The sequence below is a fragment of the Paenibacillus sp. FSL K6-1330 genome (assembly GCF_037976825.1).
In the GTDB taxonomy this organism is placed as follows: Bacteria; Bacillota; Bacilli; order Paenibacillales; family Paenibacillaceae; genus Paenibacillus_AQ.
On sequence record NZ_CP150269.1, the window covers coordinates 2665557 to 2690913 of the forward strand.

Here is a 25357-nt window from a genome sequence, read left to right on the forward strand (position 1 = left end):
TCTTGTTAGTGATATTTAGGAACATCATCGGATGGGTCGGATTTTCCTTTTTGCCCATCGATAACTTGAAACGGGTACTGTTTACGTTTTGCAGTTGGACTGCTCTTCCGTACGGTGCTGTTTTTTGCCGCCAACTTTGCTGCCGTTCGCTTAGAAGGCTTCACCTTGGGCCGCTTGTTCAAACGGCGAGGCGGAAACTTGTAGAGCACATACACGACAGCAACAATAATGAGTGGAATCAAAATATTCAGTCTTGAACCAGGGTCTAACAGGAGTACCAGTAGCCCTATGGCGGCTAACGTGATCGCCGTCCAAAAAATGATCGCATGCCTTCTCATGGATTATCACCCTTTCGCGGGATCCAGCACACTTCCTGTCACAGATTGGTGAACTGTAACATTCTCGTATTGAGCATCTAACTCACGCATTCTGTTAAAGGATGCGATGGATACTTCAACTTGATCATCATTAGGTTCCTTCGTCGTTAGAAGCTGCAGCCACAGACCGGGATAACCGAGGAAACGGAGTACCGGCATGTCTCGCATGGCATTGGTAAGTTTCAGGAACTCAAAGGAAACGCCAAGCACGACTGGAAGAAGCGCGATTCTTTGAATGACCCGTTGCGTCATGGTATCCCATGGCACCACCGAGTAGACAACAACGCCGAGAACAATGGTCAGCATCATGAAGCTGCTGCCGCAGCGATAATGCAGTCGTGTATATTTCTGAACATTCTTCACCGTCAACTCTTCGCCAGCTTCAAATGCGCTGATGACTTTGTGTTCAGCACCGTGGTACTGGAACAGTCTCTTAATGACAGGTGTCTGGGAGATCGCCCATAAATATACAAGGAGCAGTATTAATTTAATTACGCCTTCAATCAGGTTATGCACAATATAGTGATCAAATGTATTACCAAAAAAGAAATCCTCTACAAAAACAGGAACGAGTGTAAACAGCAGCTTGCCGAATACAAAGGAAAGCACACTGACGGCGGCCACACCGATAATCATGCTTAAACTCCAGCCTGAGTCTTCTTTCTCCTTCTGTTTCTCACGTTCTTCCGGCTCCAGGGTATCGTCAGCATATGCATCCGCAGAGTAATTCAAATGTTTGGAACCCTTAATTGTAGAATCTATGAGACTGACGATGCCGCGAAGAAGCGGAATCTTCCGCAGCTTCCGAACCCATGTCTTGTCTTCGCGAGGCACCTCGAGAAACTTGATTTCGTTATTTTTACGCCGTACGGCCGTCACATTCACATGCTTTCCGCCGAACATAACGCCTTCGATTACAGCTTGGCCTCCATAGCTGATCGGGGTTGACTTATCGGACAACCAGTTCACCCTCCCTGACATGTTTTTCGTTCTATGAACTATTGTATCGAATTTTGAAAGTAATTTCTAGTTGGATTAGCCGTAAGGGAAGCGGAGCATACTACTTTCAGAGAAGAACGGGGTAAGAGCAATAGTTCGATGACTTAGAGAGGAGAATCATTAGATGCATGAACATCAATTTCGACAGCAGAACCAAGTCACCAATCCATTTGTGTTTGCCCTGGAGCTGGGCTATTACGCAGGTCTGATTTGGGGGGGCGTGGTCTGGATATTTTACTGGTTAAAATTCACGAAGGTGCTGCCGGGCTTTTTGCTGGAACCATTCTTCAAGCATGAATTCCTAAAGACGACTGCCGGACAAATCGCCGGTTGGCTGTCCTTTATCGCGTTTTCCGTCATCGCTTCCCTCATCTATGTCACCTTGTTCAGGAAGCTGAAGGGCCCGTGGCCCGGTATTGCTTACGGAATCATATGGTGGGCGGTGCTGTTCGTCGCGCTCCATCCATGGCTTCGGCTGACGGACCCGGTGAAGAAGCTGCCGTGGGATACAAACATCTCAGAGGTTTGTATTTTTATATTATGGGGACTATTTATCGGTTATACGATTGCGCAGGAATTCACCGATGAGAAACTGCGCGAACCGAAGAAGGTAACAGGCTAAGCAATAAAAACTTCTCAACCCTATGCCGCCTATGGTAAAATAGCTTTTGGTTATTTGACGAAAAGGTGGGAAGCCCTATGAAATCCATATGGGTGATAAACGGACCGAACTTAAACCTGCTCGGCTTCCGTGAACCGGGCATTTATGGTTCACTCAGCTTGCAGGCGATCGAAGATAATTTGCGTAAACAGGCGGATCTCGCCGGTATCGGTATTACCTTCTATCAGTCTAATCATGAGGGTGCTATCATTGACCGTATTCATGAAGCAATTGGACAGGCGGACGGCATACTACTTAACCCGGGAGCACTGACCCACTACAGCTACGCTGTACGTGATGCCATCAGTTCTGCCCGTATTCCGACAGTGGAAGTTCATCTATCGAACATTCATGCCAGGGAGGAATTTCGTCATACCTCCGTCATCGCACCTGTTGCTGTCGGACAAATCGCGGGTTTTGGCGCAGCGAGTTACACACTGGGCTTGTCGGCCCTTTTGCAAGTCCTGAACGACCCAGAAGGATAGCTTGGGAAATGGGTGAGAGGAGAGGTTAGAATGAGTAACAAACGAGTGGTTAAACTGCGCGAGAAACTTCAAGGCAAAGGCTTAACGGCTATGCTGGTTGCAAGCCCGATCAACCGCAGATATTTGACAGGCTTTACCGGGTCTGCCGGCTATGTGCTGATCACACGGGATAATGCCTATCTCTTGACGGATTTCCGCTATATGACTCAAGCTCCACAGCAAGCCGTCGGCTTTCAAGTGGTTGAGCATGGACCGAAGGTTATGGAGACGGTCAAGGATTTGCTATCTTCCGAGGGGATTACATCGCTTGGATTTGAACAGGACCATGTTACATACGGCGTATTTTCCACCTATTCGGAACAGCTCGCGCCAATTAGCCTGGTGCCGGTTTCAGGTCTTGTAGAGGATTTGCGGATATTCAAGGATGAGGAAGAATTGAGCATTATGCAGCGGGCTGCCGATTTGGCTGATCAAACGTTCAGCCATGTGCTGACCATTCTGGCTGCCGGCAAAACGGAGCGGGAAATCGATCTGGAGATGGAAATGTTCATGCGCAAGCATGGCGCCACAGCGTCTTCCTTTGATACCATTGTCGCTTCCGGTGAGCGTTCGGCTCTTCCGCACGGCGTTGCCAGCGAGCGTGTCATTCAAGGGAACGAATTCGTTACGTTTGATTTCGGTGCGCTGCTTGACGGATACTGCTCTGATCTCACAAGAACCGTTGCGCTCGGAAGTCCTGATCCTAAACTGAAGGAGATTTATGATATCGTGCTGGAAGCACAGCTTCATGCACTGGATCATATTAAACCTGGTATGACAGGACGCGAGGCAGACGCCTTAACTCGTGATATTATAACCCGTTATGGATACGGGGAATATTTTGGACACAGCACGGGGCATGGTTTGGGTATGGAGGTTCATGAATCTCCGAGACTGTCCAAGCTGAGTGATGATGTGCTGAAGCCGGGTATGGTGGTAACGGTGGAGCCGGGCATTTACTTGCCTGGGCTTGGCGGTGTCCGAATTGAAGATGATATCGTCATTACGGAATCGGGTATTCATATACTAACAAGCTCGTCCAAAGACTACACTGTGCTATAAAAGGCTGTTCAAAAAGATAGCTTTTTGAATTTGTACTTTAGGAAAATGATGTACTATATTAATTAGACCGCATCCTTAGGAGGGAATCTTAGTGATTTCAGTTAACGATTTTAAAACAGGTTTGACCGTAGAAGTAGATGGCGATATATTCACCGTTTTGGATTTTCAGCACGTAAAGCCTGGTAAAGGCGCAGCTTTCGTGCGTTCCAAATTGAAAAACCTGCGCAACGGCAACACCGTAGAGAAGACGTTCCGTGCAGGTGAAACGATTGGCCGCGCGATCATCGACAATCGTGGTGTACAGTATCTTTACGCCAGCGGTCAAGAGCATGTATTCATGGATAACGAAACTTACGATCAGTTCAGCTTGACTAGCGAGCAGCTGGAATGGGAACTGAACTTCCTGAGAGAGAACATGAATGTAAACATCATCAGCTACCAAGGGGAAATCCTCGGGATCAACCTGCCTAACAGCGTGGAGCTGAAAGTTGTTGAAACCGAGCCGGGAATCAAAGGCAACACGGCTACGGGCGCAACGAAGAGTGCGAAAGTGGAAACCGGCCTGAATGTACAAGTTCCGCTGTTCATTAATGAAGACGATGTGCTTCTGATCGATACACGCGAAGGTAAATACATCTCCCGTGCATAGCAGGCTTTAAACGGGACCCTTCAACGATTGACGGGGTGCCAATATCTTCTAAACAACGAGACTCCTGTACGTATGTACGGGAGTCTTTTTTGTGATGGGCGAAAGCCGATGCGGTAAGCCCGAGTTCTTTTTGCCTTGAAAAGCCTTGACGGGATGACTCACTTTCGTATTATACTGTTTTAAAGTGAGAAACCACCTGAATGCTGTTACATACTGATATTAGTGGGGAGTGAAAGAAGCATTGTCACTGTACGTCATGAAATTCGGAGGCAGCTCTGTAGGGGATACAGAACGTATGAAGCGTGTTGCCAGAAGAATTGTAGAGAAACAAGATGAAGGTCATCAATGTGTAGTCGTGGTGTCTGCTATGGGGGATACGACAGACGATTTGATTGACCAGGCAAAGCTGTTGAACGAGAATCCGCCCGCGCGGGAAATGGATATGCTGATGACCACGGGAGAGCAAATATCCATATCGCTGCTATCCATGGCCATTCACGGTCTCGGACGCAAGGCAAAGTCTTTTACCGGCTGGCAGGCGGGGTTCCGAACGGAATCGGTCCATGGCAAAGCCCGCATTACGGATATTATGCCAGAGCGCGTGTTTAAAGCGCTTGACGAAGGGAATGTCGTCATTGTAGCGGGATTCCAGGGAATGTCTGAGGATGGAGAGATTACAACGTTTGGACGCGGGGGATCAGATACCACGGCGGTTGCTCTAGCGGCTGCCATCCAAGCGGATGTATGCGAAATATATACAGATGTGGACGGAATTTACTCCACGGATCCGCGAGTTGTTAAATGTGCGCGGAAGTTGAAGGAGATTTCCTATGACGAGATGCTGGAGTTAGCCAATCTTGGAGCAGCTGTTCTTCACCCGCGTGCGGTTGAGTATGCGAAGCATAATCAAGTCAAGCTTGTCGTCAGATCCAGCTTTAATCATAACGAGGGTACGGTTGTTAAGGAGGAAACAAGCATGGAACAAGGTGTGGTTGTCAGCGGAATTGCATTTGACAAAAATGTGGTGAGAATTAGTATTCTGGGCGTTTCCGATACGCCAGGCGTTTTGGCTCAAGTGTTCGGAGAACTTGCAAAAGAAGCGATTGATGTTGATATTATCGTACAGAGCGGTGTGCAGAACGGCGAAGCAGACTTTTCCTTTACCGTTTCCTTGGCCGATCGGGAGCGTGCGTTGTCAGTTATTGAACAAATCCGGAGCAAAACTCCGTATCGTGACGTTACCTCGGAAGACCATCTGGTGAAAGTATCGATTGTTGGCGCTGGCATGGTCAGTCACCCGGGTGTGGCCGCGCAAATGTTTGATGTCATCTCCCGGCAGGGGGTCAGCATCAAAATGGTCAGCACGTCCGAAATCAAAGTATCCTGCGTCATTGAAGGAACCAATCTGGAAGGTGTCGTGCAGGCGCTTCATACCGCGTACGGATTGGATACGGATCAGCAGGCTTCCGTTGGCGGACCGCAGGTTCGGCGATAACCTGTTTTTATGTAATCATTTTCTGCAATCATATCGATATTAAATAGAGTAATCCCGGTCCATAGCGGCCGGGATTTTTTGCGTTGTCCGAAAGATTCAAAGTTCGCTTCTATGAAATTGAAAAAATAGAGATAAAACGAGAGTACCTCGCATATTTTTAAACATCACACATGTGAACAAGGAATAAGGAGGATATATAGCATGCTGGACAAGTTTGTCGCTAGTATGGCCACGCTTCGTTTTTTCTCTGGCAGTCTCGAGATTGTGGCGGCCATCATCATGCTGCGTCTGAACCAAGTTGATAAAGCGCTGGCTGTGAATTCGGCTCTGGCTTTCATGGGCCCGCTGGTACTGATTCTGACAACAACGATTGGCCTTGTGGGAATGGCAGATAAATTGTCGTGGGGGAAGATCGGCTGGATTTTGTGCGGCGTCTCCTGTCTCTTATACGGCGTTCTAAAAAAATGATAGATTCGCTGCATATTTTTCAGGTACAAGCATACACATGGGATATGAAGTTCTCTTATTAGAAGATGATCAAAAAGGACAACCTGGGGGAAATTGATATGACATTGAATTGGTTAGACCTGTTTCCCGAAACCGTAAAACGAATGCTGCTGAGCCTGTCGAATGAGCTTCTCAATCATGTAGAGGAGGTACGTATCCGGGAGGAACGTCCGCTGGAAATTAATTCGGCGGGCAAGCATCATTTTCTGGACCGGCGGGGCGGGCTTACACTGCGGCCTGATGAAGCGTATAAGCCGACGCGTGAAGATACCCATCGGTTGCTGGATCTAATCAGTAACCATTCCCTCTACACCATGGAAGAGGAATTGCGAAAAGGGTTTATCACGATACCTGGGGGGCATCGGGTCGGGCTCACCGGCCGGACGGTGCTCAGCGGGGGTAAGGTTGAACACATTCGGGATATTAGTGGATTTAATGTCCGGATTGCCAAGGAGGTTCAGGGAGCGGCGGATGACATCATCCCGCATTTACTTGACCGGAAACGGAAAAGGGTGATGCACTCGCTGATCTTATCCCCGCCTCAGCAGGGCAAAACAACGCTGCTCAGGGATCTGGCGAGGCAGATCAGTTACGGCAAGTGGGGGAATTCGGCCGTGCATTGGCCGGGAATGAAGGTAGGCATCATCGACGAACGTTCTGAAATCGCCGGTTGTTTGCGCGGAGTCCCTGGATTCGACGTAGGTCCGCGTACGGATGTGCTGGATGGTTGTCCGAAAGCTGAAGGGATGATGATGATGATCCGTTCAATGTCCCCGGATGTGCTGATTGTGGACGAGATCGGACGGCCTGAGGATGCGGAAGCTGTCATTGAAGCCTTGCATGCAGGAATTAGCGTGATTGCAACGGCACATGGCTCATCCATACAAGATATGCGGGGGCGACCGGCACTCGCCGGTCTTTTGGAGAACCGAATGTTTGAAATGTATGCCGTTCTCAGTAGAACAAGCGACCAAAGATCATACAAGCTGTATGACGGAGGTCAGCGAACGCTTCAGACGGCTGCAGTCGGTCCGCCGGGCGGTGATGCCTATGCTTAAATTGGTCGGGGCTGTGCTTGTGCTGGGAGCCGGAACTTTAGCCGGATTTTTTCAGGCCCAGCAATTCGCAGCAAGACCCAGGCAGCTGCGAGAACTTATTCTCGCGCTTCAACGGCTGGAAACGGAGATCAGCTACGGTTTGACGCCGCTACCCGATGCGCTGGAGCGAATTGGCGATTCCCTTCGTGAACCGCTCAGATCCTTATTTGCCTCAGCCGCGCTTTACATGAGACCCGATTATGGGTTATCCGCACAGGACAGCATCCGCAAGGCACTGGGCGAATACTGGAAGCGAACATCAATGAAAAGTGCCGAGCGTGAGGTGTTGGAGCAGCTAAGCGGCGTTCTTGGCACCAGTGACAGGCAGGACCAGATCAAACATATCGCTCTGGCCGTGGGACAGCTCAAGCATGAAGAAGCAGCGGCAAGGGATGACCAGGTCAAATATGAAAAGATGAGCAAAAGTCTGGGACTGCTCATTGGAGCATTGATCGTCATTTTGATCTTTTAGCGAGGTGCCAAGGGAAATGAACATTGAAGTGAACGCCATCTTCCAGATTGCCGGTATCGGGATCATCATTGCCATGATTCATACCGTCCTGAAACAGATGGGGAAAGAGGATATGGCACATTGGGTAACCCTGATCGGGTTTGTGGTTGTGCTGTTTATGGTAGTCAGATTGCTCGACGATTTGCTCAAGGAAATCAAAAGTATTTTTCTATTCCAGTAGGTGGACTTATATGGAAATTATCCAGGTGGTAGGACTGGGCATCATCGCTACCGTGCTGATCTTGGTTGTCAAGGAACAGAAGCCGCTCTTTGCCTTTCTTCTGGCAGTGGCAACCTCACTTCTCATCTTCCTGTTCCTGATCGGGAAGATTGGAAATGTCTTATCCATGCTGGAAGATTTGGCGGAGAACTCCGGTGTCCAGATCATTTATCTGAAGACCGTTCTGAAAATCATCGGCATTGCCTATATTGCGGAGATGGGGGCCCAGATCGTACGAGATGCCGGACAGGAATCGATCGCATCCAAAATAGAACTGGCGGGAAAAGTGCTCATATTGGTGCTCGCTGTACCGATTATCGGGATCATCATCGAGACGGTCCTGAAGCTCCTCCCGGCTTGAAAAAGGTGGGGGGACATGGTTACAGGAGTTATACTTCGAAATGGCTTGGCTGTGTTTCGTCTACTGATCCTGATGTTGTTTATGTCCGGATTGTTCTGCGGAACAATAAGTGCGACCGCCGCGGCAAATCCGGCCGATGAGTGGGTAGAGCAGCAGACGCAGCAGCTGCCGACAGACCAGGTCGAGAAATACTGGGACCGGCTCATGAAGGATTACGGCGGTTTCTTCCCGGATGGAAAGACGCCGTCCCTGATGGATATGCTGCTGCCGGGCGGCGATGGTCTTAGCTTCAAAGGGGTTATGTCCGGAATCGGAAAGTATTTGTGGCACGAGGTGCTTTATAACGGCAAGCTGCTGGCGACCATTGTGATGCTGAGCATCATGAGTCTGATCCTTGAGAATCTGCAGACGGCCTTCGAAAAAAGCACCGTGAGTCGGGTTGCCTATACCATCTGTTACATGGTTGTCCTGGTCATTGCCGTTAACAGCTTCAGCATCGCGATTGGATATGCCCGGGACGCCATTACCCAAATGATCGATTTCATGATGGCGATGCTTCCCTTGCTCTTTGCACTGATGGCTTCGATGGGCAATGTCGTGACTGTCTCGGTGGCTCATCCGCTAGTCATCTTCATGGTACATACGGTAGGTACGCTGATCAGCACGATTGTGTTCCCGCTTCTGTTCTTCGCGGCTCTGCTGCATCTGGTTAGTTCGCTATCCGAAAAGTACAAGCTGACCCAGCTGGGCAACCTGCTGCGAGGAGTTTCAATGGGCGTTCTGGGCGTGCTGCTTACCGTGTTTCTGGGGGTTATCTCCGTCCAAGGACTTACCAGCTCGGTTACGGACGGTGTGACGATCCGGGCAGCCAAATATGTAACCGGCAATTTCGTTCCGGTAGTCGGCAAGATGTTCGCAGATGCAACGGATACCGTGATCTCGGCCTCATTACTCGTCAAGAATTCCATCGGGCTGGCAGGGGTCATCATTATTTTGTTCCTTTGCGCATTCCCTGCGATCAAGATCTTGACGCTTGCCTTGATATATAACGTCGCAGCGGCCGTCATGCAGCCGCTCGGAGACACCCCGATCGGCACCTGCCTGCAGACGATCGGAAAGACGATGCTGTATGTTTTTACAGCTTTGGCCGCAGTCAGTATGATGTTCTTCCTGGCCATCACGATTCTGCTCACGGCAGGCAACATTACCGTCATGATGAGGTGAGGCAGAATATAGCGGCGGCTAATCTTTAGGAGGAATGACGAATGGACTGGCTTGGAGGTTGGTTGAAAAGCGTCATCATGGTAGTTCTCTTTGCAGCCTTCGTTGATTTGATACTTCCCGGCAAAGCGCTTGAACGATACGCCAGATTAGTCCTGAGCCTGTTGATTCTGCTTACGCTGCTTAGCCCGATTATCACATTGATAACGGATCCCCCTGAGAATCAACTGGCGATGGAGCTGGAGCGGCAGGAGAAAGGTCTGCCGGATGAGGTTCAGCTGGAGCATATTCTGGCACAGGCCGAGAAGCTGAAGGAAACGCAGCAGAGTCAAAGCCTTCAGTGGGCAGGCAACGAATTGGCCCAGGTGATGAAAGAAGAGATTGCGGCAGAAACGGGGGAAGCGGTTCAGGAGGTCAAGGTGGTACTAGCTGCAGTTGCTAGACAGGACAAGGGATATGCAGGCGCTACGATACGATCTGTTGATGTAAGACTGGTTGGAGGTGAATCGGAGAATGCAGAGGTAGAGAACAGCGATGATAAGCAACCCATCGGCATAGAACCTGTGGATTCCGTTCAGGTGAATGTTGAATCCATGCAATTGGAACGGGATGGGAAGGCTGCGGCGAAAGCGAATGCAGAAGCAGTGAGCAAGGCCGAGGAAGCAAGAGCAGAGCCGGTTCGGAAATACATTAGCCGTCGGTGGGATTTGGAGCCGGATCTGATTACGATCTATATGCCAGGGCAGGAGCAGGATAAGAAGCTGTAGCGGAGGTGAGTATGATGGGAAATTGGTTGAAGCGGTTGGAACAATGGCTGGGCGGAGGTGCTGGCGGAGCAAGAAGAATGCAAACCTTCAGGTGGTTTATCATTCTTGGTCTGATCGGCGTTGCGATTATGCTGTTCAACTCCTTCGTCAATGTGAAGAAGCTGGATCATGAGAATATCGGTCGCGAGCCGCCGCCGGAGACGGCTGCGGTCTCAACGACCCAAGGCGGGACTTCAACCAGCGGCGGCGGTGAGTTTGAAAGTATCGAGCAGGATTTTGAAATGCGCACTAAAACCATGCTGGAACAGATTGTTGGGGTTGGGTCCGTCGATGTCATGGTGACTGTGGAATCTACAGAGGAATTGGTCGTCCAGCGGGACATGAAAGATACACAGGAACTGACGGAGGAAACCGATGCTAACGGAGGTAAGCGCCATGTCACAAGTTATCAGCGTGACGGCCAGATTGTCACTTATGAATCTTCCGGAGAAGAAACGCCGATCGTCACCAAGAAGATCAAACCTCAAGTCCGGGGGGTGCTCGTCGTAGCCAAGGGAGCCGAGAATGATGTTGTTAAGAGCTTGATCGTGGATGCGATCCAGCGAGGCCTCAATGTCCCGTCTTATCGTATATCCGTTGTCCCGCGTAAACAGGAATAACCGCAGCCTCTCGAATGATCCGATCATTCGTGCCAAGGTTTTCATTCAAAGGAGGAAACGTTCAAATGAATAACAAAAGACAAACCATATGGTTAGTATCCATGCTCAGTTTGATGGTCATCCTGTCAGCCTACTACTTATTCACCGACGATTCGGGAACGAAAGCGCCGCCGGTTGCCGAGAGCACGCAAGTGGACGGTCAGAAGCCAGGTGCCGGACAAGAAGCAAACGGAACCGCAGGCACTGGCGACGAGCTGGTTGTGAACGAAGTGCTTGAAGAAGGTACTGACGGTGATTCCGGTGCCAATGAGCAAGGAACTGCAACAGGCGATACAGGTGCGGCCGGTACAGAAGACCCTGCAGAAGCAACACAGGGTGAGCAAGGGGATCAAGGAAAAGCAAGCGGCGAAGCCGGTAAAACGGAAGAGCCGGAAGTGAAGGAATCCCAAGAGGGTGCCGAGAATTCCAAAGACGCTAGCAGCACAGACAAAGAGGGCGCCAAGGACTCCAAAGACACAAGCAGCACCAGCAACGGTAAGAAATCGGATGAAGAAGTGCTGGAGCAAGTGGCTGCCAATGCAACATCTGCAGCAGCCCAGTTGGAGTCCTATAAATTGGACCGCTCACAAAAAAATATGAAATTATACGATGAGTTAATGACAAAGATCGACAATCATGAAAACAAGCCGGAGCAAACAGCTCAAGCTACCGAGCAGCTGAAATCGGCCGAAGCGAGAGAAGAAGTGATTCTCAGCATCGAAGAAGCCCTTCAGCAGCAATACGGAAACGCCGTTGTGAAGGAAGAGAGCGAGAAGTATAATGTGGTCGTACTGAGTGAGAAACTCGATGCCAAAGGTGCAGCCGGCATCGTGAGTCTTGTGATGAAGGAACTGAAGGTTTCGCCGGATAAAGTAACCGTTCAATATGTTGCGCCATAAGCTTGTCCGCAGATTTCAACATAAATCACGGATATATTATAAAACCGAAAGAGTCTAAGGATTGCCTTGGGCTCTTTCTATTTCGCTCGATTGTGATATAATACTCTAAGCTATTGACTGACTGTCCTAAGCAAGGGCTTCCAAGAAAGTGAAGGAGTGAACGTCGATAATGTTTAAATTAAACGAAATCAAGGAACTTATTAAGCTGGTGGATCAAACATCCGTGCATGAGCTGGAAATTGAGAGCGAAGGTACACGCTTATCCATTAAGAAACCCAATGCAGCCGAGGTGGTTAACAACTATCAGGCGGCGCCGCAAGCGTTCCTACCGGCACAGCAAGTGATGGCACCACAAATCGTACAGCCGAATACGGGGAATCAAGCACCTGCAGCTGCACCACAGCAGGATTCCGTGGAGGATGGCAACAGCTCATTACATAAAATCGTATCACCGATGGTAGGAACTTTCTATCGTTCCCCATCGCCTGAGGCTGGGCCATTTGTCAGCCCCGGGGACAAGGTGACTGATAAATCGACGGTCTGCATCATTGAGGCCATGAAGCTGATGAATGAACTGGAAGCAGAGATCAAAGGCGAAATCGTAGAGGTTCTCGCACAGAACGGTCAACTTGTAGAATTCGGGCAGCCTCTGTTTCTGGTGAAACCGGAGTAATATGGAGGGACTCGCCAAGAACGAGAGTCGCAAGAGTCCGAAGGAGGTTACTGCATGACATTTCAAAAAGTGCTAATCGCGAACCGGGGAGAGATTGCCGTTCGTATCATCAGGGCTTGCCGGGAACTTGGCATCGCAACGGTGGCCGTATATTCGGAGCCGGATCGGGAATCCCTGCATGTTCGCTTGGCGGATGAGGCCTATTGCATCGGCCCTACGTTATCGAAAGACAGCTATTTGAATTTTACCAATATCATGAGCGTTGCTACACTGACCGAGTGTGACGCCATTCATCCCGGGTATGGCTTTTTGGCCGAGAACGCGGATTTCGCGGAGATTTGTGAATCCTGCAACATTACCTTTATCGGTCCTTCCGCTGATGCGATCAACCGTATGGGAGATAAGGCTGTTGCGAAGCAGACGATGAGGGATGCAGGTGTTCCGGTTATTCCGGGATCCGACGGATTGGTCGAGGATTTAAATGAGGCCGTTATGCTTGCCCGGGATATCGGATATCCCGTCATTATCAAGGCTACTGCAGGTGGCGGAGGTAAAGGAATTCGGATCGCCGAGGATGAAGAATCGCTGGTTAAACAGATTACAAACGCACAGCAGGAAGCCCAGAAGGCCTTCGGCAATGCAGGCGTCTATCTGGAAAAATATTTGACTGGCATGAAGCATGTAGAGATTCAAATTATCGCCGACAAACATGGCAACGCCGTGCATCTCGGGGAGCGTGACTGTTCTGTGCAGCGCCGGAGACAAAAGCTTGTTGAGGAAGCTCCTTGTCCGGTGCTAAGTGAAGAGGTACGCAGCCGGATGGGCGAAGCCGCCGTTCGGGCCGCAAAGGCCGTTAACTATTCCGGTGCAGGTACGCTTGAATTTTTGCTCGGCCAGGACGGTCAGTTCTATTTCATGGAGATGAACACGCGGATTCAGGTGGAGCATCCGGTGACCGAGATGGTGACCGGGGTTGATCTGATTCAGGAAATGATCTCCGTTGCCGAGGGCAACACGCTTTCTTTCACGCAAGAGGAAGTAGTTATTAATGGCTGGTCCATCGAATGTCGGATTAATGCCGAGAATCCGGACAAGAACTTTATGCCTGCGCCTGGAACCATTCAGTTCTATTTGCCTCCAGGAGGTCCTGGCGTGCGGGTAGACAGTGCGGCATATCCCGGTTATACCATTTCGCCTTATTATGATTCGATGATTGCCAAGCTGATTGTATGGGCGCCGACCCGCGATGAAGCCATCGCGAAGATGAGGCGCGCACTGGCTGAATTCGAGATTGAAGGGATCTATTCAACGATCCCGTTCCACCAGAAATTGCTCAAGCATCCTACCTTCTTGAAGGGTGACTTCGATATTAAATTTTTGGAAGAAAATGAGATTTGAAACCTTTGGCCAAGTTTGTCATAAACTTGGCCAAATGGTATAGTATGAGTAATAAGAGCGCATGCCTTAAGCAGTTGGGGTGCATCCGCTAACTTATTCCGAAAGGTGTGTTGAGACAATGGCGGAAACTTTGCCTACAGAATTTGAACGTACAGATATTGGTGAAATTCAGATCGCTCCGGAAGTTATTGAAGTCATAGCTGGACTTGCTACGGTAGAAGTACGTGGGGTTGCAGGGATGAGCGGAGGCTTTGCAGGCGGCATTGCCGAGCTGCTCGGACGCAAAAATTTATCCAAGGGTGTTAAAGTGGAAGTTGGACAACGGGAAGCTGCTGTTGACGTATCCGTTATCGTGGAGTATGGTCATCGTCTTCCTGAAGTAGCCGGAGAAATCCAGCGCAACGTGAAACGTTCGATTGAGAATATGACAGGGCTTACGGTGATTGAAGTCAATGTACATATTCATGATGTCCATTTCATGAAATCCGTAGAGAAGACGGAAGAATTGGATCTGGCTCAACGCGTGAAATAAGAATACTTTCAGGCTAGCCCTGGGCAGCGATGTCGAGGGTTTAATCTAATTTTAAGGAGGCTGTGCTAAATCGTGGCCAAATTAATGGACAGACTTTTGCTGTTTATCTACAGCTTAAGTATCGGTGTCATATCCGTAGTTGCCATCCTCCTGTTGAGTGGCGCTGTTCCGTATGAATTAACAAGCGTTCAGGAACAACGCCTTTTCTGGGCTGGAATTATCGTAGCTGCGGTTTTGTTTTTGCTGAGCATCCGTTTCTTCTATATCTCCGTAAGGCGCGATCGCTCGAACCTGAATTCCATCGATCAGCGCACGGAGTTTGGTGACATTCAAATCTCTGTGGAGACGATCGAGAATCTCTGTCTCAAGGCGGCTTCTCGCGTCCGTGGAGTCAAGGATTTGAAATCCCGGATCAAGGTATCCCAATCGGGTCTTGATATTGCGATACGCGCCGTGGTCGATGGTGAGGAATCGATTCCTACACTGACAACGGAAGTACAGAAGCAGGTGCACGACTTTGTTGAAGATACAACAGGAATACCCGTGTCATCCGTATCCGTATATATTGCTAACGTGGTTCAGGCACCAAGCTTCAAGAGCCGCGTGGAATAGAGGTGAGCTTCCCCAATGCCTTGGAAAGAAATATGGGAGAGTCACAGAGGAAGAATTGCCGGGGTGACCGGCGGGCTTGTGTGCGGACTGATTTACTTATTATCCGGTTTTTGGGATATGCTGTTCTTTGCATTAGTGGTATTTATCGGCTATATATTTGGCAAGCGCAAGGATCTGAAGCAGGGCTCCGTGTTCCACTTTCAGGAATGGGGACGATGGCTTTCCGAGCGCTGGCGGCCGTTTAAATGAACCCTGTGATATGCTTTCTCCGGAAAAAATGCTGAGGACAGGTGTAGTGCGCCTTTTTTGCGGAGAGAGATATTCACAGGTTTTTTTTTGGCCTTTTAAATGTTGTCAAGTCTTGACGGCAAATGGATCATACTAATTAGAAAAATGGATTCAGCAGGGTCCACAGGAGGAACAAAATGAAAAGACGTGTAGTAAGAGAGATTGTCGTTCAAAGCCTTTACCAGATGGAGATGAACGAAGTCGACAGTGTGGAAGCCGTGTCGATGCTGCTCTCGGAAGCGGCCGAAGAAAATGAGACCGAGCGGGTCATCGGCGACGAAGTTCAAGTGAAGGAGTATGTGCTGCAATTGGTCAATGGAACCTGGGAATCCAAGGATTCAATTGATGAACTGCTCGCTCATTATTTAAAAGGCTGGCAGGTAAGCCGTCTTTCCCGTGTGGATCGTCAAATCCTGCGTTTGGCTGTATATGAACTGACATCCCGTGAAGATGTGCCTGGCAAGGTAGCTGTTAATGAAGCGATTGAGTTGTCCAAGCATTTCGGAACCGAGGAGTCAGGGAAATTCGTCAACGGCGTACTGGGCCGGATGATTCAGGAGCTGGATCAAGTCAAGGCGAAGCTGCGTCAGTCTTAATCTGTACGCTTAAGCTCAGCTTGAAACGATATCATTCCATCATATTGGAGGAGAGATTAGGATGACAGCAGCAACGATAATTAGCGGAAAACAGATTTCTGAAGAAATTCGCAAGGGGATTGCGTTAGAAGTAGAACAATTGTCCAAGCAGAATGTACGTCCTGGTTTGGCTGTTGTACTTGTAGGGGATGATCCGGCTTCGCATGTTTACGTTCGTAACAAGGAGAAAGCATGTCAGGATCTAGGTTTTTATTCCGAGGTGCATCGTCTTTCCGCGGAATCCAGCGAGGAAGAAGTGCTGGCGCTCGTGGACAAGCTCAACGCCCAGGAATCCACTCACGGAATTTTGGTCCAGCTCCCTTTGCCCAAGCACATCCATGAGAAGGCCGTCATTGATGCGATTGCAGTGGAAAAGGACGTTGACGGTTTCCATCCGGTTAATGTGGGTAACCTCGTGATAGGCGACGACAGTCTGCTGCCATGCACACCTGCCGGCGTGATTGAAATGATCAAGCGGACAGGCATTGAGATTGCAGGCAAGCATGCTGTTGTAATCGGGAGATCCAATATCGTTGGCAAACCGGTATCCCTTCTCCTCCAGCGCGAGAACGCCACTGTTACGATGTGTCACTCCAGAACGGGGAATATGGCTGAAATCGCTCGTCAAGCGGATATCCTGGTTGTAGCGATCGGCAGAGCGAATATGATTGATGCCAGTTACGTGAAGCCTGGCGCGGTCGTGATCGATGTCGGCATGAACCGTTTGGAGAACGGAAAGCTTGCCGGGGACGTTGACTTTGAGAGCGTGAAGGAAGTGTCAGGTCCGATTACTCCGGTTCCCGGAGGGGTGGGACCCATGACCATTACGATGCTCATGCAGAATACCTTGATAGCCGCCAAAAGGCTGAATGGGTTGAACTGATATGAAGTCGGCAGATCCAGGACGAGTATTATCCGTTAAAGATTTAAACCGTTATATCCGCATGAAAATGGAAGGCGACTCCAGGCTCTCCGACGTATGGATCCGCGGTGAAATTTCGAATTTCACCCATCATTCCAGCGGACATATGTACTTTACCTTAAAGGATGAAGGCAGCCGGATTCGTGCGATCATGTTTGCGACTCATAACCAGAGGCTCCCTTTTATACCGAAGGAAGGCTCTCGCGTTATTGCCAGGGGTAATGTGTCGGTATATGAACGGGATGGTCAGTACCAATTCTATGCGGTTCAAATGCAGCCTGACGGGATCGGCAGTTTGTACCTTGCTTATGAACAGCTGAAGTCGAAGCTTGAGGAAGAGGGTTTGTTTGCAGCCGAGCGCAAGCGGCCTTTGCCGCGTTATCCTAAGACGATTGGTGTTATTACCTCGCCAACGGGTGCCGCTGTTCGGGATATTATGATTACGATCCGGAGACGGTACCCTCAGGCAAGAGCGATATTGTATCCGGTGCTGGTTCAAGGCAAAGGGGCTGCTCCTTCAATCGTGAAGGCTATTCGAACGATGAATGACATGGCTGAGGCCGATGTGCTCATCGTTGGGCGCGGCGGCGGATCACTCGAAGAACTGTGGGCATTTAATGAGGAGATCGTTGCAAGAGCTATTTATCAATCCAATATTCCTGTTATTTCCGCCGTTGGACACGAAACCGATTTTACGATTGCCGATTTTGTAGCGGATTTACGAGCCGCTACGCCAACGGCCGCCGCGGAACTCGCGGTACCGAGCAGTGCGGAACTGAGGGGACAGCTTGTACAAAGACAGCGCCAGCTAAACCAGGGACTTCAGCAGCGTCTTAAGCGAAGTCGTGACCGTTTAGTTTCGCTCCAGCGTTCCCCGGTTCTGGTTCATCCTCGCCGGTATATGCTGCAGCATGCCGAACGGTTGGACATGCTGTCCCAGCGGCTGCAGGGCAACCTGAAATCCCAGCTGTCCCTGGTCCGCCAACGGCAAAAATCACTGCATCAGGGATTAATCCGGTATAATCCGCGAACCCAAGCGGAGTTCGCGGCGAGAAGAAAAGATCAGGTGAGCCGGCAGTTAATGAACGCGATGCAGTCGATCATGAAATCCAAGATGTCGCAGTTGCAAACCGAAATGCGGCATCTCGATGCGCTCAGTCCGCTGAAAATTATGTCCAGAGGATATAGTCTCGTGTATGACGAGCAAGAGCAAAAGCTTGTCAAATCCATCGAAGATGTTCAGTTAGGCGATTTGGTTAACGTGAGGGTCAGCGATGGACAACTGCAGTGTCAAGTGTGGGGAATGAAGGAGGATGAAGAGAATGGCGAATGAAACATTGGAGATCAGTTTTGAAGAAGCGATGGCTCAGCTCGAGACGATTGTAGAGCAATTGGAAGATGGAGACGTGCCGCTGGAAAAAGCCATCGATTTGTTTCAACAGGGCATGAAGCTGTCGCAGATGTGCAGCAAAAAGCTGGAGCAGGTGGAGCAAAAAATCGAAATGATCGTAGAAGAAGGCGGAGAACTGAAGCGTAAGCCTTTTGGTGGATCGCTTGATGAGACAGGTGAACTAGGTGAATAACAGACTTCCGATTCATCAATATATGAATGATATTTGGGACAGACTGGATAGCGAGCTTACCAATCTTTTTCCGCCGGGTTGGAAAGTTCCTGAAACCCTTCGCCAGTCCATGTCGTATTCTTTAATGGCAGGCGGAAAGCGAATGCGTCCGCTGCTTGTCATTGCTGCATGCGAGGCGGGAGGCGGCAACCGTGACGCAGCCCTTCCGGTCGCTTGCGCCGTTGAGATGGTTCATACATATTCTCTTATACATGATGATCTGCCAGCGATGGATGATGATGATTATCGCCGCGGCAAGCCAACAAATCATAAGGTTTTTGGCGAAGCAAGCGCTATTTTGGCTGGTGATGCCTTGCTGACACATGCTTTTTACAGCGTAATCCAGGCTTCCAGAAAGCATGGCATTCCGGCTGAGCGTGTGCTGTCGATTGTGGAGGATCTTGCAGAGTATGCAGGTCCGCGGGGAATGGTAGGCGGGCAGGTTGCCGATATGGAGGGTGAACAAGGGATAACGACGCTAGAGCAGCTTGAGTATATCCATCTGCACAAGACGAGTGATCTGATCATGTTCTCGCTGATGGCAGGCGGGCATCTTGCCGGGTGTTCGGAGTCCCAGATTGAATCCTTGCGAACCTTTGGGCATCATATCGGCCTTGCTTTTCAGATTCAAGATGATATCCTGGATCTGGTCGGGGATGAGTCCAAGCTTGGGAAGCCGGTGCAAAGCGATGTGAAACAGGAGAAAGTAACGTATCCGTACTTCATCGGTTTGGACGCATCCAGGCGTGAAGTTGAGCGCCTGACAGCAGAATCGAAGCGGGTCATTTCCGAAGGGAATTTCAATGATCCCTCCAGATTGCTGGAGATTGCAGATTTTTTGATGGCGAGGGACCACTAAGCACGCTTTACATGCAAACGGTTTTTTTATGATATAATGTCTGTTAATGGCTGAATTCATATCAGCTAATGAAACGTAAACTTAATCAAGGAAAGCGGGGAGATTCTTCGTGCTTCTTCCAAATATCAAGCATCCCGAACAAATTAAACATCTATCGGTGGACGAACTCGAGGATTTAGCAGGGCAAATCCGTCATTTTCTAATCGAAAAGCTGTCCGTTACCGGTGGCCATCTTGCACCGAATCTGGGAGTGGTTGAACTCACGCTGGCCTTGCACTATTGCTTTGACAGCCCTCGTGACAAGATGATTTTTGACGTGGGCCATCAAGCCTATGTACACAAGATCTTGACCGGACGGATGGATAAATTTGATACGCTCCGTAAATACAAAGGCTTGTGCGGCTTCGTAAAGCGTTCTGAAAGCGAGCATGATGTCTGGGAAGCCGGACACAGCAGCACCTCGCTGTCTGCTGCAATGGGTATGGCGATGGCGCGCGATCTGAAAGGTGACAACAACCGGGTTATCGCCATGATCGGTGACGGTGCCCTTACCGGCGGCATGGCGTTTGAAGCGCTCAACCATATTGGCCACGAGCAGAAAAAGCTGATGGTCATCCTGAATGACAATGAAATGTCGATTGCACCGAATGTGGGTGCCATGCACAATTACCTAAGCAAGATCCGTTCCGATCGTTATTATCTTCGTGCCAAGGACGAAGTGGAAATGCTCCTGAAGAAAATTCCTGCCATCGGCGGCAAACTCGCCAAAACGGCAGAGAAGATGAAGGACAGCCTTAAATATATGATGGTTCCCGGCGTTTTATTCGAGGAACTCGGACTTACCTATCTGGGCCCTGTAGACGGACATGATCTAAACAAACTGATCGATACGTTAAAGCAGGCCGACAATGTGGACGGACCCGTTCTGATTCATGCCGTCACAACCAAAGGCAAGGGATACCGGCCGGCTGAATCCGATTCTCATAAATGGCATGGAATCACGCCTTATAAGATTGAATCCGGCCAAGTTCTTAAAGCGGTAGGAAATCCGATGTATACGGAAGTATTCGGACAGACGCTGGTTGAGCTGGGGGAACAGGACAATCGGATCGTGGCCGTCACGCCGGCGATGCCGGGAGGCTCCGGCTTGATCCCGTTCAGCAAGAAATTCCCTGACCGTATGATCGATGTAGGGATTGCCGAACAGCACGCCGCGACCTTGTGCGCAGCATTGGCAATGGAAGGCATGAAGCCTGTATTTGCGGTGTATTCCACGTTTATGCAGCGTGCGTACGATCAAATCGTGCATGATATTTGCCGTCATAACGCCAACGTGATGTTTGCGATTGACCGTGCCGGCTTTGTTGGTGCAGATGGCGAGACTCATCAAGGGGTATACGACGTAGCCTTCATGCGTCATATTCCGAATATCGTCATTATGATGCCAAAAGACGAGAACGAGCTTCGTCATATGATGAAAACAGCACTCGATTATAATGAGGGACCTATCGCATACCGTTACCCTCGGAACAATGTGCGCGGCGTTCCAATGGACACCGAACTGGTACCGATTCCTATCGGAACTTGGGAAGTCGTTCGTCCTGGCGAAGGATACGCCATTCTGGCAGCGGGTCCTATGGTTCAATTGGCTGAAGAAGCGGCGGAGCAGCTCAAACGGGAAGGAATTACGGTACAAGTCGTAAACGCCCGTTTCCTTAAACCGCTGGATGGAGGTATGCTGCGGAATCTGGCCGAGACGGGGACGTCCATGCTGGTTCTGGAGGAAGCTTCGCAAGCGGGTAGTATGGGCAGCGCGGTTTTAGAGTTTTTTGCGGAGCAGGGAATCCATGATGCGGTTGTATCTTTAATGGGGATCGAAGACCGGTTTATCGAGCATGGAAGCATACCGCAGCAGCGTGAAGAAGTAGGGCTGACATTGGATTCGGTTTGTCAGGAGATCCGGAGCTTGAAGAATGCTCGGACAGCCGTACTTGGCAAGAGAAGTTTTATGTCTTAGTAAACCATCGGGAGTATAATATGGATTCATCTCAGAAAGAACGAATTGATGTCCTGCTCGTGGAGCAGGGATATTATGAGAGTCGCGAAAAAGCCAAAGCCGCGATTATGGCGGGTCTGGTCTATGCCGGAACCGAGCGGATCGAGAAAGCCGGCATGAAAATTCCAAGGACGTCCGAACTGAAAGTCAAAGGCTCGGTTCATCCCTATGTCAGCCGTGGCGGATTAAAGCTTGAGAAGGCGATTCGTTCATTCGATATTGATATGAAGGGGCGTACGATGCTGGATATCGGCTCTTCGACTGGCGGCTTTACGGATTGCGCGCTCCAGCACGGAGCAAGTTATGTGTACGCAATCGACGTCGGTTATAACCAGTTGGATTGGTCGCTTCGTAACGATGAACGCGTTTGTGTCATGGAGCGAACCAATTTTCGCTATATGACGCCGGACGACCTGAATGGCCCTCAGCCGGATTTTGCCAGCATTGACGTTTCGTTTATATCCCTTCGCATTATTTTGCCGCCTCTGAAGATGCTCCTGGGTAAACCGGGAGATGTGGCTGCTCTGATCAAACCTCAATTTGAGGCAGGTCGGGAGAAGGTTGGTAAGTCCGGCGTGGTTCGGGATCCGAAGGTTCACAGGGAAGTCCTAACGCAAGTGCTGACTTTTGCAGATGAAATTGGGTTCAAATTAAAGAATCTTACGTTCTCTCCGATTACGGGAGGGGAAGGCAATATAGAATTCCTGGCCCACTGGCGTTTAGAGCCGGAGGTTTCTGAAAGCTCGGAAGAACCGACTCAGGGAGATGGACAAGAATCTGTCCATTTGAGTCAATGGATTGATACCGTCGTAACACAAGCGGCTCATACATTCACAGGAAACTCATCGAAATGATGGGTTTCTTTTGCTGAAAAAGAGGAATTGATGTTCTCATCCGCGAATACAAAATTCGAGGTGAGAGGATGAATGAGCGTTATGATTGGTTATTAATGATATTGCTTGGTTTCGTCGTTGCCTTGCTTATCGGTTATAGGCTGAATCGTTGGCTGATGTCGCCATCACCGGATCGACTGCCGGGCGTCCCGATCAATGAACACATTCCAGATCACCCAGCCATTGGGATGCTCGAACAAGAAGGATATGATGTGGTTGGGGGTAAAGTAAAAATAAACTTATCGTTTGAAACGGGTCAGAGACCCATTTTGAGTCGGTTGTTTATAGATTACGTTGCATCCGATGACAGTGGCGAGCTGTACATAGTCAAGCTGGCACGGGAACGGATGCCGGTCGATTGGACGGGGGCCGGCATTCGCGATCGGTTGATGCCTTTGTTGCTGCTGTATCCCGAATGTGCCGGTCTACTCTATATTGATGTAAACGAGAAGTCGATTCACCGTTTAAGCATGGATTGGTCGGACGAAGAATGGATTGGTCAAGATGATTACAACAGTTAATACTCAGGAGGCTCTTTATGAAGGGACAACGCCATATTAAAATCAGGGATATTATTACCCACCAGGATATTGAGACACAGGATGAGCTTGTAGACGCATTGCGTGCGGAAGGTTTTCAGGTTACTCAAGCTACAATTTCACGTGATATCAAAGAACTGCTGCTCATCAAGGTGCCTACGGATGATGGGCGATATAAATACTCTATGCCGACAGATCAGCGTTACAATCCTGTACAGAAGCTCAAAAGAGCGCTTATCGATAATTTTGTTTACATTGACCGTACCGGTAATCTTGTCGTCATGAAGTGCTTGCCTGGAACAGCTAATTCCGTAGCCGTGCTGCTCGATAATATGGAATGGACCCAGATCATGGGGACCATATGCGGCGATGACACGATATTGCTCATTTGCCGAACGGAAGATGACGGAGAACATGTGGTTGCCCAAATTAAAAATTTCATTTCGTAATCAATGTTGTGACTCATTGGCAGTTTTTAAGCAGTAGCGGAGGTGGGAAACATGTTAAACACGCTATCCATTCGGAATCTGGCGGTTGTAGAAAGCGTGGATGTGCATTTTTATCCGGGATTTCACGTTCTGACAGGGGAGACCGGAGCTGGTAAGTCCATCATAATCGATGCGCTGGGATTAATTGCCGGCGGCCGCGGCTCGGCTGAACTAATTCGCTACGGCTGCGACAAAGCAGAGATTGAGGCTTTATTCGAGCTGCCTGCAGGGCATCCCGTATGGGATACGCTGAAGAAGCTGGGTGTTGAAGCGGATCCAGAAGAGCATTTGTTGATACGGAGAGAACTGACAGCTCAAGGAAAAAGCACCTCCCGTATTAACGGCCAGCTGCTGAATTTAAGCATGCTGCGTGAGGTTGGAGAAAAGCTCATAAATATCCATGGTCAGCATGAACATCAAAGCTTGCTCCGTTCAGAGCAGCATATGAGCCTTCTGGATACGTACGGAGATAAGGTCATAGGGCCTGTCAAGCGGAAATATCAAGAATTGTACGGGGAATTCAGCAAAGTGGAGCGAGAGCTCAAGGACCTGCAGGAGACCAGCCAGAAGGCGTATCAAATGCTCGATATGTATCGGTTCCAGCTGGAGGAGATTGCAGCGGCGGAGCTAAAATCCGGTGAGGACGAGGAATTGTCCGAGGAAAGAACCAAGCTGTCCCACAGCGAGAAGATGATGGATTCCGTTGCCGGAGCATACGACCTATTGTACGGATCCTCGGGATTGGAATCCGTCAGCCGTGCCCTATCCAAATTGGAGGATGTGTCAGGTTACGATGAGAAGGGTTTAAAGCCGCTTGTTGAGCAGCTGCAATCCGCTTATTATCAGTTGGAGGATGCCGTTTTCCAGCTAAGGGATTACCGCGACAGCATTGAATTTAATCCGGAACGTCTGAACGACATTGAGCTTCGTTTAGATATGATCTCCGGATTGCGCCGAAAATATGGGGATAATGTTGAACAAATTTTGGAATACTACGTGAGAATTCAGCAGGAAACCGATATGCTGGAGAATAAGGACGAATTTATCCAAGCATTGGAACAGCGTCGTGACGAGTTGTTAAGCGTGCTGTTGGTTAGTGCTAAAGAGCTTAGTATTGCCCGCAAGCAGTGTGCGCAAGATTTAGCACGGCAAGTGGAGGGAGAACTGAAGGATCTGCAAATGGAGCGCACCTCCCTTGAGGTTCGTATGGAGCTACAGCTGGATCCTAACGGTTACGAATATGAAGGACATAAAGTAAGGTTGACCAGACAGGGGATGGATACGGCAGAATTCCTCATATCCGCCAATCCGGGTGAGCCTCTGCGTCCCCTTGCCAAAATTGCTTCGGGTGGAGAAATGTCCAGAATTATGCTGGCGATGAAGAGTATATTTGCCCGTCATGATCAAATACCGGTCTTAATCTTTGATGAAGTCGACACAGGTGTCAGTGGAAGGGCTGCCCAATCGATTGCGGAGAAGCTGTTTTTGCTGGCCAAAACCTGTCAGGTGTTCTCCATTACGCATTTGCCGCAGGTTGCATGCATGGCAGATCATCAGTATTTAATCGAGAAGAAGCTGGAAGCCTCCAGAACGATGACGCAAGTAGAAAACCTGAATGAAGAGGGGCGTGTAAAAGAGCTTGCACGGATGCTTGGCGGAGTCGAGATCACCGAAAAAACACTTCATCATGCCCAAGAAATGCTCAATCTGGCGGCAGCGCAAAAGGCTTCCAGAAAGGCTCTGGGTCAATGATTGACAGTAATAAATCCATAAGGGCAGGGTAACTTAAAGG

At 49.5% G+C, this 25357-nt stretch carries 31 protein-coding genes; 29 read left to right on the forward strand and 2 right to left on the reverse strand.

From position 1 onward, the window contains the following. Nucleotides 1-5: 5 nt before the first annotated feature. Both NYE54_RS11965 and NYE54_RS11970 read right to left on the reverse strand, forming a co-directional pair. Nucleotides 6-338 (reverse strand): hypothetical protein, encoded by a 333-nt coding sequence (locus NYE54_RS11965; protein WP_339272100.1) that lies wholly within the window; start codon nt 336-338, stop codon nt 6-8. Between the two features lie 6 nt (nt 339-344). After that, entirely contained in the window at nt 345-1337 is a 993-nt protein-coding gene (locus NYE54_RS11970) for a DUF1385 domain-containing protein (protein ID WP_076320866.1), read from the reverse strand. A gap of 163 nt (nt 1338-1500) precedes the next feature. On the opposite strand from NYE54_RS11970, the gene NYE54_RS11975 reads away from it, so the two are divergent. The 29 genes from NYE54_RS11975 to recN all read left to right on the forward strand — a co-directional run bounded on the left by NYE54_RS11975 (nt 1501) and on the right by recN (nt 25317). Continuing rightward, complete coding sequence (locus NYE54_RS11975) at nt 1501-1998, forward strand: YqhR family membrane protein (protein WP_339272101.1); 498 nt, start codon at nt 1501-1503, stop codon at nt 1996-1998. A gap of 77 nt (nt 1999-2075) precedes the next feature. Next, on the forward strand, nt 2076-2522 hold the full coding sequence (gene aroQ / locus NYE54_RS11980; RefSeq protein ID WP_076320868.1) for a type II 3-dehydroquinate dehydratase: 447 nt from the start codon (nt 2076-2078) through the stop codon (nt 2520-2522). Nucleotides 2523-2552: 30 nt separating this feature from the next. Further along, a complete protein-coding gene (locus NYE54_RS11985; protein ID WP_339272102.1) occupies nt 2553-3623 on the forward strand; it encodes a Xaa-Pro peptidase family protein in 1071 nt (356 codons plus the stop codon). Between the two features lie 91 nt (nt 3624-3714). Further along, entirely contained in the window at nt 3715-4272 is a 558-nt protein-coding gene (gene efp, locus NYE54_RS11990) for an elongation factor P (protein ID WP_076320870.1), read from the forward strand. Nucleotides 4273-4513: 241 nt separating this feature from the next. Then, nucleotides 4514-5767, forward strand: coding sequence for an aspartate kinase (locus tag NYE54_RS11995; RefSeq protein ID WP_339272103.1), 1254 nt, complete (start codon nt 4514-4516; stop codon nt 5765-5767). A 201-nt stretch (nt 5768-5968) separates the two neighbouring features. Then, the gene (locus tag NYE54_RS12000; protein WP_076320872.1) at nt 5969-6235 is read left to right on the forward strand and encodes a YqhV family protein; all 267 of its coding nucleotides are present in this window, start codon (nt 5969-5971) and stop codon (nt 6233-6235) included. Nucleotides 6236-6333: 98 nt separating this feature from the next. Further along, entirely contained in the window at nt 6334-7332 is a 999-nt protein-coding gene (gene spoIIIAA / locus NYE54_RS12005) for a stage III sporulation protein AA (RefSeq protein ID WP_076320873.1), read from the forward strand. After that, nucleotides 7325-7843, forward strand: coding sequence for a stage III sporulation protein SpoIIIAB (gene spoIIIAB / locus NYE54_RS12010; protein WP_076320874.1), 519 nt, complete (start codon nt 7325-7327; stop codon nt 7841-7843). Before spoIIIAA ends, spoIIIAB begins: the two co-directional genes overlap by 8 nt. 16 nt (nt 7844-7859) lie before the next feature. Next, complete coding sequence (gene spoIIIAC, locus NYE54_RS12015; RefSeq protein ID WP_007129715.1) at nt 7860-8063, forward strand: stage III sporulation protein AC; 204 nt, start codon at nt 7860-7862, stop codon at nt 8061-8063. Between the two features lie 10 nt (nt 8064-8073). Beyond that, nucleotides 8074-8463, forward strand: coding sequence for a stage III sporulation protein AD (gene spoIIIAD / locus NYE54_RS12020; RefSeq protein ID WP_071223846.1), 390 nt, complete (start codon nt 8074-8076; stop codon nt 8461-8463). 15 nt (nt 8464-8478) lie between these two features. Next, nucleotides 8479-9687 (forward strand): stage III sporulation protein AE, encoded by a 1209-nt coding sequence (gene spoIIIAE / locus NYE54_RS12025; RefSeq protein ID WP_339272104.1) that lies wholly within the window; start codon nt 8479-8481, stop codon nt 9685-9687. Nucleotides 9688-9728: 41 nt separating this feature from the next. Continuing rightward, nucleotides 9729-10451, forward strand: coding sequence for a stage III sporulation protein AF (spoIIIAF, locus tag NYE54_RS12030; protein WP_339272105.1), 723 nt, complete (start codon nt 9729-9731; stop codon nt 10449-10451). Nucleotides 10452-10465: 14 nt separating this feature from the next. After that, nucleotides 10466-11110, forward strand: a complete 645-nt coding sequence (spoIIIAG, locus tag NYE54_RS12035) for a stage III sporulation protein AG (RefSeq protein WP_339273474.1) — start codon at nt 10466-10468, stop codon at nt 11108-11110. A gap of 65 nt (nt 11111-11175) precedes the next feature. Continuing rightward, on the forward strand, nt 11176-12048 hold the full coding sequence (locus NYE54_RS12040) for a SpoIIIAH-like family protein (protein WP_339272106.1): 873 nt from the start codon (nt 11176-11178) through the stop codon (nt 12046-12048). A gap of 169 nt (nt 12049-12217) precedes the next feature. After that, nucleotides 12218-12721: an acetyl-CoA carboxylase biotin carboxyl carrier protein gene (gene accB / locus NYE54_RS12045; RefSeq protein ID WP_076320879.1), complete on the forward strand. Its 504-nt coding sequence runs from the start codon at nt 12218-12220 to the stop codon at nt 12719-12721. A 54-nt stretch (nt 12722-12775) separates the two neighbouring features. Next, a complete protein-coding gene (gene accC / locus NYE54_RS12050; protein WP_076320880.1) occupies nt 12776-14119 on the forward strand; it encodes an acetyl-CoA carboxylase biotin carboxylase subunit in 1344 nt (447 codons plus the stop codon). 118 nt (nt 14120-14237) lie between these two features. Beyond that, nucleotides 14238-14651: an Asp23/Gls24 family envelope stress response protein gene (locus NYE54_RS12055; RefSeq protein WP_009591235.1), complete on the forward strand. Its 414-nt coding sequence runs from the start codon at nt 14238-14240 to the stop codon at nt 14649-14651. Between the two features lie 72 nt (nt 14652-14723). Beyond that, nucleotides 14724-15263, forward strand: a complete 540-nt coding sequence (gene amaP, locus NYE54_RS12060) for an alkaline shock response membrane anchor protein AmaP (RefSeq protein WP_076320881.1) — start codon at nt 14724-14726, stop codon at nt 15261-15263. 15 nt (nt 15264-15278) lie between these two features. Then, the gene (locus NYE54_RS12065) at nt 15279-15512 is read left to right on the forward strand and encodes a DUF2273 domain-containing protein (RefSeq protein WP_076320882.1); all 234 of its coding nucleotides are present in this window, start codon (nt 15279-15281) and stop codon (nt 15510-15512) included. A 176-nt stretch (nt 15513-15688) separates the two neighbouring features. Continuing rightward, the gene (nusB, locus tag NYE54_RS12070) at nt 15689-16147 is read left to right on the forward strand and encodes a transcription antitermination factor NusB (RefSeq protein WP_076320883.1); all 459 of its coding nucleotides are present in this window, start codon (nt 15689-15691) and stop codon (nt 16145-16147) included. A 61-nt stretch (nt 16148-16208) separates the two neighbouring features. Next, nucleotides 16209-17069 carry a bifunctional methylenetetrahydrofolate dehydrogenase/methenyltetrahydrofolate cyclohydrolase FolD gene (gene folD, locus NYE54_RS12075; RefSeq protein ID WP_339272107.1) on the forward strand — a complete coding sequence of 287 codons (861 nt, stop codon included), beginning with the start codon at nt 16209-16211 and terminating at the stop codon, nt 17067-17069. A gap of 1 nt (nt 17070) precedes the next feature. Further along, nucleotides 17071-18441 carry an exodeoxyribonuclease VII large subunit gene (gene xseA / locus NYE54_RS12080; RefSeq protein WP_339272108.1) on the forward strand — a complete coding sequence of 457 codons (1371 nt, stop codon included), beginning with the start codon at nt 17071-17073 and terminating at the stop codon, nt 18439-18441. Further along, nucleotides 18431-18691 carry an exodeoxyribonuclease VII small subunit gene (xseB, locus tag NYE54_RS12085; RefSeq protein WP_076320886.1) on the forward strand — a complete coding sequence of 87 codons (261 nt, stop codon included), beginning with the start codon at nt 18431-18433 and terminating at the stop codon, nt 18689-18691. Before xseA ends, xseB begins: the two co-directional genes overlap by 11 nt. Nucleotides 18692-18713: 22 nt before the next feature. Continuing rightward, a complete protein-coding gene (locus NYE54_RS12090) occupies nt 18714-19589 on the forward strand; it encodes a polyprenyl synthetase family protein (protein WP_339273476.1) in 876 nt (291 codons plus the stop codon). Nucleotides 19590-19698: 109 nt separating this feature from the next. Further along, the gene (dxs, locus tag NYE54_RS12095; RefSeq protein WP_339272109.1) at nt 19699-21606 is read left to right on the forward strand and encodes a 1-deoxy-D-xylulose-5-phosphate synthase; all 1908 of its coding nucleotides are present in this window, start codon (nt 19699-19701) and stop codon (nt 21604-21606) included. Between the two features lie 20 nt (nt 21607-21626). Continuing rightward, a complete protein-coding gene (locus NYE54_RS12100; protein ID WP_076320889.1) occupies nt 21627-22499 on the forward strand; it encodes a TlyA family RNA methyltransferase in 873 nt (290 codons plus the stop codon). A 68-nt stretch (nt 22500-22567) separates the two neighbouring features. Next, nucleotides 22568-23059: a hypothetical protein gene (locus NYE54_RS12105; protein WP_339272110.1), complete on the forward strand. Its 492-nt coding sequence runs from the start codon at nt 22568-22570 to the stop codon at nt 23057-23059. Between the two features lie 17 nt (nt 23060-23076). After that, nucleotides 23077-23526: a transcriptional regulator ArgR gene (gene argR / locus NYE54_RS12110; RefSeq protein WP_076320891.1), complete on the forward strand. Its 450-nt coding sequence runs from the start codon at nt 23077-23079 to the stop codon at nt 23524-23526. 51 nt (nt 23527-23577) lie between these two features. Next, nucleotides 23578-25317 (forward strand): DNA repair protein RecN, encoded by a 1740-nt coding sequence (recN, locus tag NYE54_RS12115; RefSeq protein WP_339272111.1) that lies wholly within the window; start codon nt 23578-23580, stop codon nt 25315-25317. Nucleotides 25318-25357 lie beyond the last annotated feature (40 nt).